This window comes from Vibrio sp. OPT24 (assembly GCF_015163545.1).
Lineage (GTDB): Bacteria > Pseudomonadota > Gammaproteobacteria > Enterobacterales > Vibrionaceae > Vibrio > Vibrio cyclitrophicus.
Genome location: NZ_JADDYI010000044.1, coordinates 178390 through 186161 on the forward strand (window position 1 = coordinate 178390; position 7772 = coordinate 186161).

The window sequence follows — 7772 nt, forward strand, 5'->3', positions numbered from 1 at the left end:
AAATCTAATCGTTAAACAAGGCTTTACTAACGAAGCTTTATGGTGACGCGTAAATGAAGTGATAATAAACCTTGATGTTTAGATGCTAATTGTCACTTTCAACTGATAAACTGGTCAAATTGTTGCCACGAGGCACTTATTTTCAGAAGAAGGTACAGGAGTGTTTTTTCTGAGAAACGTTTAAAGACCGAGCTAAAAGGGCATTGATTCATGGAACTCAAAGTAGATACTCACACCCACACATACGCCAGTGGTCATGCATACAGCACGCTGATCGAAAACGCAAAATCGGCAAAGCAAAACGGGTTAACCATGTTTTGTACTACCGATCATTCAGAGTCAATGCCAGGCGCGCCACACTATTGGTTTTTCAGCAACCAGCGTGTGCTCCCTCGTTTTATTGAAGATGTCGCTATTATTCGAGGTGTCGAGTCAAACATCATGAACACACAGGGTGAAATCGATATTCATCCGAGTGTGGATAAGAACTTGGATTGGGTGATCGCGAGTTTTCATGAGCCAGTATTTCGCCCCTCGGATGTCACTACCCATACAGAAGCATTGTTGAATGTGATTAAAGGCGGCCGAATTGATGCACTTGGTCATTTAGGAAACCCAAATTTTGATTTCGATTTTGAAGCGGTCATTCAATGTGCGGCGGAACATAACGTTGCGATCGAAATTAATAACACCACGCTTAAAGGCAATAGTCGCGTTGGCAGTGTTGATCGTTGTTACGAGATCGCAAGAATTGCTAAAGCGAAAGGTGCGTTTATTACGACAGGTAGCGATGCGCATTTCTGCATAGATGTGGGCGGGTTGGATCTCGTGTCTTCACTACTTGATGAGGTGGGCGTGGATTCGAGCAAGGTTATTACCCATTCACCACAGCAATTCTTAGCTTTTTTGGCATTGCGTGGTCGTCAATCGATTGCCGAGTTTTCGGTATTTGAATGATGGTTTGCCTGGTACTTGTCAGTAATTAGCTAGCTAGTTTGCATTTCGACACAATCAATTTTTGTGCTCGATGGATTTTTGTATACACTAGCCGAAAATAATAAAGTCGAAGTGCCTCAACAACGATGGCGCTATCTTCAAAGACATCGCTTCATCTGGAGAAACAATGAAAACTCGCTCAATCCTTTTATCTGGCTTAATCGCTGCTGCGTTATTGTCTGGCAACGCATTTGCTAATGTCGATCTTAAGAAAAATATGCAAGAAATGAAGCTTGCATTCAAACAAGCGGCTGAAGCTCAAAGCATCGAAGAGATGCAAAAGCCTATAGTACGTATCGACACGTTAGTTGCTGAGCTGAAAACGGGTGTTTACCCAATTGAAAAAGAAGAACACTTCATGGAAGGCTTCAAAAAAATTAGTGTATCAATTGATAGCATTGAGCAGAAGCTAGACCAAGGTGACTTTGAATCTGCACAGCAAGAACTTCGTACTATTGACGGCCTTCGTGAAGAGTATCACGAGAAGCGTAATCCGAGTATTTGGAGCAAGATCTTCGGTTAAACAAACCAAGACTAAAACAAGTAACGTATATAGCGCCGACTTACACCTCCTTCTTGAGAGGACGAAGTAAGGCGGCGTTTTTTATTGCCTATTTTCCCGAAGGCTTACTGCAAAGAAATACGCAATACTTTCTTAGCTCTGATGCTGTAACCGGTTTATAACGAAAAAGAGTGTGCGTTAGCTTCAATTTTTTAACCTGATGTTAATCTTTACGTGTACCTATATTCCAAGTGCCTCATAATAAGGGAAATTTATAAAAATTTGGAATGATGCGCCGAACCTCGTTCAACTTCTCTATGTTACTTGCAACAGCACTAAGCTGGGCATTGGTAACATTAATGCCTGTTATCAATGCTCATGGTAATAGTGCGGGAGTATGGGCGTCGTTATGTACGGTTAATGGCTTTGAACTGGTTCAAATTGAAGAAGGTGAACCAAACACACATAAAGGTAAACCGTGTCCGTTTAGCCATTTTTCCACGTTTCACCAAGATGAACTTCCAACTACACTACTGACAACTCGACTGAGTTCTATTGTCTCTGACAGCTACGCTTTTTTGGCTCTAAGCGAACGCTATACGAGGCAAGCCCCGCGCGGCCCTCCCTTTGATATTTCTTAAACCTAACCCACTAAAATAATTAAAAAATAAAGTATTAAGTAAAGTTAAACATGCTCAGATTACTTTCTGATTTTTCAGAAGGTATGTTTGCATGTGTCAAAGGAAATAATAATGTTGAGAAATGAATCTCAAAGCTCTGCGAAAGCACAAGCGACTTCGCAGTCTACAAGCAGTGAAAAAACGAAAGACCGCAATAAAACTCTCTACTTCCTCACTTGGCGCTGGCACTTCTATGCTGGGTTATTCGTTATCCCGTTTATGTTAATGCTAAGTATTACAGGCTTGGTGATGCTGTTTGATGATGAAATCGAACTCGCATTTCATCACGATGCAATTGAGATTGTTGCATCGGGCGATCCGATCAAGGTGTCTGAACAGCTAGCCTCAGTACAAGTTCAATACCCTCAAGGCTCAGTGACACAATTGGTGCCTAGCAAATCGCCTGAGCTAGCTAACCGCTTTTCTGTATCGCTTGAAGATGGCACTTCCGTTTTCGCCACGGTGAATCAATACACTGGTGAAGTGGTAGGAGAAATCCCGCGCAGCGATAGCCTGTACCAACTGGCGAATGACATTCACGGCACTTTGTTGATTGGTGATTGGGGTGATTACCTAATTGAAGTCGCAATAAGCTTGTCTATTCTGTTACTCATCAGTGGCATTTACTTATGGCTTCCTCGAGATAACGCTAGCCGCGCTGGTTTTCTTAAGCTTCGATTTGGTTCAGGAACGCGTATTTTAATGCGTGATCTGCATGCGAACATCGGTGGAACACTGTCATTCATTCTTCTGTTATTTATTCTTTCGGGATTGTCATGGACAGGTTTTTGGGGCGGTAAGCTAGTGCAAGCATGGAGTACTTTTCCTGCTCAAATGTGGGACGACGTCCCTCTTTCTGACAAGACTCACGCTTCCCTCAACCATGGATCAGAAGAGGAGTTACCATGGAATCTGGAACAAACGCCACTGCCTTTGTCTCAAGATAAGCCAGCAGAACACGTCCACCAAGTAGAAGAAGCGTCTGAAGCTCATGATCATTCTAAGATGGGTGAGGATCATTCTCAGCATGCATTATCTGCGAGTAATTTCTCGATTGATGATGTGATAGCAAAAGCTCAATCTCTTGGTTTTACGCAATATAAAGTCAATTTCCCGCGCTCAGAAACGGGTGTTTACACCGTGGCTGCGAATACCATGGGCGGTGACATTATTGATCCAACCCAAGATCGCACGACTCACCTCGACCAATATTCAGGGCGCATCCTAGGAGAGGTGACGTGGCAAGATTACAATTTATTCGCCAAAACCTTAGCCGTGGGTATTTCTCTGCACCAAGGTGATATCAGTATCATCAACAAGCTTCTAAACGCGTTGTTCTGTCTGGCATTCATTTTGGTGTCAGTGACTGGTGGAGTAATGTGGTGGATGCGCAGGCCTTCAGGACAAAGCAAGCTTGGAACACCACCGAAGTTTGGCGATGTTGGACTTTGGAAAGTGGGCTTAGCGACCGTGGTGGTTATTTCAGTACTGTTTCCACTCGCAGGTGCCACCATTGTGACGGCAATGCTACTGGATTGGTTGTTGGTTTCGCGAGTTGAGAAATTCAAGACGGCATTGAGTTAATTGAGACGTAAACGGACTTTCTCGACTTGAGAAAGTCCGTTTTATTAATCAGATGGGTGATTCCTTTGTGAGGAAGACTTTAGACTTGATACAGCTCTAGATTTGATAAAGCTTTAGATCTGATAAAGCTCTAGCGGCAGGCCGTCTGGGTCTGCGAAAAACGTAAATGATCTCCCCGTAAACTCATCAACTCGAATCGGTTCGACTTCAATGCCTTGTTCTTCCAAATAGCTTTTGGCATGTTGAACGTCATCAACACAAAAAGCCAAATGTCTCAGTCCTTGAGCTTCTGGAAAGCTTGGTCTTTCAGGTGCGTCGGGGAAGCTGAATAATTCTATTTGAGCGCCATTAGGCAGAGCTAAGTCAAGCTTGTACGACTGGCGCGCTTCACGATAATTCTCTGCAATCACTTCAAGCTTTAAAACTTCCGTATAAAAGCGTTTAGAGACTTCGTAGTCTGAGCAAATAATGGCGGCGTGGTGTATTCCTTTCAGCATTAGTTTATTTCTCCGGCCAGCTTATCGCTCAAGTGTTCCATTGCGTAATCGATGAACACACGCAATCGAGCAGGCATGTATTTGGTTTGAGCAAACTGCATCGCGATTGCGCCATGGTAGTTACTCTTGATGGTCCAATCTTCTAGCACTTGCACAACAGAACCTTCAGTCAGCGCATCTTGGATTACAAAATCATGGAAAATACCTACACCAAGTCCTTCTTTAACGCCTTTAAGTCGCATCTGTGAGTGGTTTACAGCGTAACGCCCACTGACGGGTACTGTGTGAAATTCATCATCTTTAAGAAAGTCCCAAATGTGGTCTTTGTCTGTTTCGGCAAGATACAAACAATCGTGCTCTGAAAGCTCTGTCGGGTGGTAAGGAGTTCCTTTCGCTTCAAGGTAGTCAGGGCTCGCACACAGTACGAGGTTAGTTTTCCCTAACTCCTTCAAAACCAGGCTCTCGTCGGGTTTATCGGTAAGACGAAACGCGATGTCGATACCTTGACGTAAGATATCGATGTCGCCATCAGCGGCTCTTAACTTAAGTTGAATCTCAGGATATTGATTTAAGAAAGGAACGACAAAGGGTTGTAATACCGAATTCAAGAAGGCTTCCGGCGCTGCTACCGTTATTGAGCCTGCAGGATCTGTATGATCGGACGTCGACAGTTCAACAGCCTGTTGGGCGGCATTTATCATAACGACACTTTGATCGTAAACCAGTTGCCCAGCTTGAGTGATGATTAGGGTACGAGTTGTTCGTTCAAACAGCTTTACTGATAAGGCCTTTTCCAAGCGAGTAATCAACTTACTGAGTGCTGAAGGCGTCACGCCCAGCTGTTTTGCAGCAGCGGTAAAACTTCCTTCGTTTACCACCAAAATGAAGGATGCGAGATCTGGGAGTAGGGCAATCAGTTTTGGGTTGATCATAAGTATCCAATTAAACAAGTTTCAGCGTGAGCGTTATGGCAATTGTGAGTGATTACTTGTTATTTGTGAATCAATTTCATTAATTGCATTAATTACGTAGTCTGATCGGCCTGATCGTTTCATGTGTTTCGATCTCATCTGTATAGCGTCACAGAGGCTATACATTCTGAGGTAAGCGGAGAATCATCACTATATCGTTCTGAGATGAAAAATTGATATTCGATATGAAAGCGAAATTAGAAGGTAATTGATGGAGAGCTTGCGTTAAAAAGAACAACATTGAGGCGTTTATGTGCCCTGTGTCACTGGGATGAACTATTATTCGTGCCTGCGATTCATTAATGTTTTTCCAATTAAAGGGATAATCGAGAAGGGGATGTTCAACTAGAATAGGGGTATAAGTTTTACAGTGTAAATGATCGAATTGAAATCGTTTACATCCCCTACATAATGCGGCGCGCGATGCTGCTGAATAATAATTAGGAAGGAATAGACAATGTCTTCTGCATTTTACCAACAGATTCAAACTCAAATCGAAGAAGTTAAAGAAGAAGGTCTTTACAAGTCTGAGCGCATTATCACTTCTGCTCAAAAAGCAGCGGTTTCTATCTCGACTGGTGAAGAAGTACTAAACTTCTGTGCAAACAACTACTTAGGCCTTGCTAACCACCCTGACCTTATCGAAGCTGCTAAAGACGGTATGGATCAACACGGTTTTGGTATGGCTTCTGTTCGTTTCATCTGTGGTACTCAAGACTCTCACAAAGAACTAGAGCAAAAGCTATCTACGTTCCTTGGTAAAGAAGACACTATCCTTTACACATCTTGTTTTGATGCAAACGCTGGCCTATTCGAAACGATTCTAGGCAAAGAAGACGCAATCATTTCTGATGCTCTAAACCACGCATCTATCATTGATGGTGTTCGTCTATGTAAAGCAATGCGCTTCCGTTACTCGAACAACAACATGGAAGAGCTAGAGCAGCAACTTATCGCAGCTAAAGAAGCGGGTGCACGTCACACGCTTATCGTAACTGACGGTGTGTTCTCAATGGACGGCGTAGTCGCTAACCTTCCTGCTATCTGTGACCTTGCTGACAAGTACGGTGCACTAGTGATGGTTGATGATTCTCACGCAGTAGGTTTCATGGGTGAAAACGGCGCAGGTACTCACGAGTTCCACAACGTTGTTGACCGTATCGACATCATCACTGGTACGCTTGGTAAAGCAATGGGTGGCGCTTCAGGCGGTTACACTGCTGGTAAGAAAGAAGTAATCGACTGGTTACGTCAGCGTTCTCGTCCATACCTGTTCTCTAACTCTGTTGCACCTGCAATCGTATCGGCGTCTATCCGCGTTCTAGATCTTCTTGCGGAATCTGGCGACCTGCGTACTCAACTATGGGAAAATTCTGCTCACTTCCGTACTCGAATGGAAGACGCTGGTTTCACAATGGGTGGTGCTGACCACGCTATCATCCCAATCATGCTTGGTGATGCAAAAGTAGCGGCTGAATTCGCAGAGCGCGCTCTAGAGAAAGGCATCTACGTTGTCGGTTTCTCTTTTCCTGTCGTACCAAAAGGTCAAGCTCGTATCCGTACGCAAATGTCTGCTGCACACTCTCGTGAGCAACTAGATCGCGCAATCGATGCGTTCATCCAAGTTGGTAAAGACATGGGTATCATCTAATTTTAAAGGGGTGCCACGAGCATCCTTTAATTAGATAGAGCAACACCCAATAGAACATATAGATTTTTGATTCTCGCCTTACAGTTAGGCGAGATGAACTGGATAACATTATGAAAATTAAAGCACTTTCTAAGCTTAAGCCTGAAGAAGGCATCTGGATGACCGAGGTTGAAAAACCTGAAATGGGTCATAATGATCTTCTTATCCGCATTAAGAAAACTGCAATTTGTGGTACTGATGTACATATCTATAACTGGGATGAGTGGTCACAAAATACAATCCCAGTACCTATGGTAGTAGGTCACGAATACGTGGGTGAAGTTGTTGGCATTGGCCAAGAAGTTCGTGGTTTTGAAATCGGCGATCGTGTATCTGGCGAAGGTCACATCACATGTGGTCACTGTCGTAACTGTCGTGGTGGCCGTACTCACCTTTGTCGTAACACAACAGGTGTTGGTGTAAACCGCACAGGTGCGTTCTCTGAGTTCCTTGTGATCCCTGCGTTCAACGCATTTAAGATCCCTGCAGGAATCTCTGACGACCTAGCATCAATCTTCGACCCGTTTGGTAATGCAGTTCACACAGCGCTTTCTTTCGACCTAGTAGGCGAAGATGTGCTAATTACGGGTGCTGGCCCAATCGGTATCATGGCTGCAGCTGTTGCTAAGCACGTTGGTGCTCGTCACGTTGTTATCACTGATGTAAACGAATACCGCCTAGATCTCGCTAAAAAAATGGGTGTAACTCGCGCAGTAAACGTGATGGAAGAGAAGCTTGAAGACGTAATGGCTGATCTTGGCATGACTGAAGGCTTCGATGTAGGCCTAGAAATGTCTGGTAACCCATCTGCGTTCAACAGTATGCTGACTAACATGAACCATGGCGGTAAGA

The 7772-nt window shown here is 43.9% G+C and carries 8 protein-coding genes; 6 read left to right on the forward strand and 2 right to left on the reverse strand.

The features are described 5' to 3' along the window. The first annotated feature begins 210 nt into the window (after positions 1 to 210). The 4 genes from IQO02_RS09360 (at position 211) to IQO02_RS09375 (ending at position 3762) form a co-directional block, all read left to right on the forward strand. Entirely contained in the window at positions 211 to 957 is a 747-nt protein-coding gene (locus IQO02_RS09360; protein ID WP_010428859.1) for a phosphatase, read from the forward strand. Positions 958 to 1123: 166 nt separating this feature from the next. Next, on the forward strand, positions 1124 to 1519 hold the full coding sequence (locus tag IQO02_RS09365) for a cytochrome b562 (protein WP_010428861.1): 396 nt from the start codon (positions 1124 to 1126) through the stop codon (positions 1517 to 1519). 269 nt (positions 1520 to 1788) lie between these two features. After that, positions 1789 to 2139, forward strand: coding sequence for a hypothetical protein (locus IQO02_RS09370; protein ID WP_016769165.1), 351 nt, complete (start codon positions 1789 to 1791; stop codon positions 2137 to 2139). Positions 2140 to 2250: 111 nt separating this feature from the next. Continuing rightward, positions 2251 to 3762, forward strand: a complete 1512-nt coding sequence (locus IQO02_RS09375) for a PepSY-associated TM helix domain-containing protein (RefSeq protein WP_010428869.1) — start codon at positions 2251 to 2253, stop codon at positions 3760 to 3762. 113 nt (positions 3763 to 3875) lie between these two features. Here IQO02_RS09375 and IQO02_RS09380 read toward each other — a convergent pair whose 3' ends face one another. Together IQO02_RS09380 and IQO02_RS09385 are read right to left on the reverse strand one after the other, a co-directional pair. Then, positions 3876 to 4259: a VOC family protein gene (locus IQO02_RS09380; protein ID WP_010428871.1), complete on the reverse strand. Its 384-nt coding sequence runs from the start codon at positions 4257 to 4259 to the stop codon at positions 3876 to 3878. Then, a complete protein-coding gene (locus IQO02_RS09385) occupies positions 4259 to 5191 on the reverse strand; it encodes a LysR family transcriptional regulator (RefSeq protein WP_010428874.1) in 933 nt (310 codons plus the stop codon). Before IQO02_RS09385 ends, IQO02_RS09380 begins: the two co-directional genes overlap by 1 nt. A 496-nt stretch (positions 5192 to 5687) precedes the next feature. Between IQO02_RS09385 and IQO02_RS09390 the strand changes: the two genes are divergently transcribed. Together IQO02_RS09390 and tdh are read left to right on the forward strand one after the other, a co-directional pair. Next, complete coding sequence (locus IQO02_RS09390) at positions 5688 to 6881, forward strand: glycine C-acetyltransferase (RefSeq protein ID WP_010428877.1); 1194 nt, start codon at positions 5688 to 5690, stop codon at positions 6879 to 6881. Between the two features lie 110 nt (positions 6882 to 6991). Continuing rightward, on the forward strand, positions 6992 to 7772 hold a 781-nt coding region (gene tdh / locus IQO02_RS09395; protein WP_228006036.1), incomplete at its 3' end, for an L-threonine 3-dehydrogenase.

Excerpts from the sequence above, each read along its gene's own strand:
- IQO02_RS09360 (WP_010428859.1), top strand. The coding sequence starts at position 211 with ATGGAACTCAAAGTAGATACTCACACCCACACATACGCCAGTGGTCAT.
- IQO02_RS09365 (WP_010428861.1), top strand. The coding sequence starts at position 1,124 with ATGAAAACTCGCTCAATCCTTTTATCTGGCTTAATCGCTGCTGCGTTA.
- IQO02_RS09370 (WP_016769165.1), top strand. The coding sequence starts at position 1,789 with ATGCGCCGAACCTCGTTCAACTTCTCTATGTTACTTGCAACAGCACTA.
- IQO02_RS09375 (WP_010428869.1), top strand. The coding sequence starts at position 2,251 with ATGTTGAGAAATGAATCTCAAAGCTCTGCGAAAGCACAAGCGACTTCG.
- IQO02_RS09380 (WP_010428871.1), bottom strand. The coding sequence starts at position 4,259 with ATGCTGAAAGGAATACACCACGCCGCCATTATTTGCTCAGACTACGAA.
- IQO02_RS09385 (WP_010428874.1), bottom strand. The coding sequence starts at position 5,191 with ATGATCAACCCAAAACTGATTGCCCTACTCCCAGATCTCGCATCCTTC.
- IQO02_RS09390 (WP_010428877.1), top strand. The coding sequence starts at position 5,688 with ATGTCTTCTGCATTTTACCAACAGATTCAAACTCAAATCGAAGAAGTT.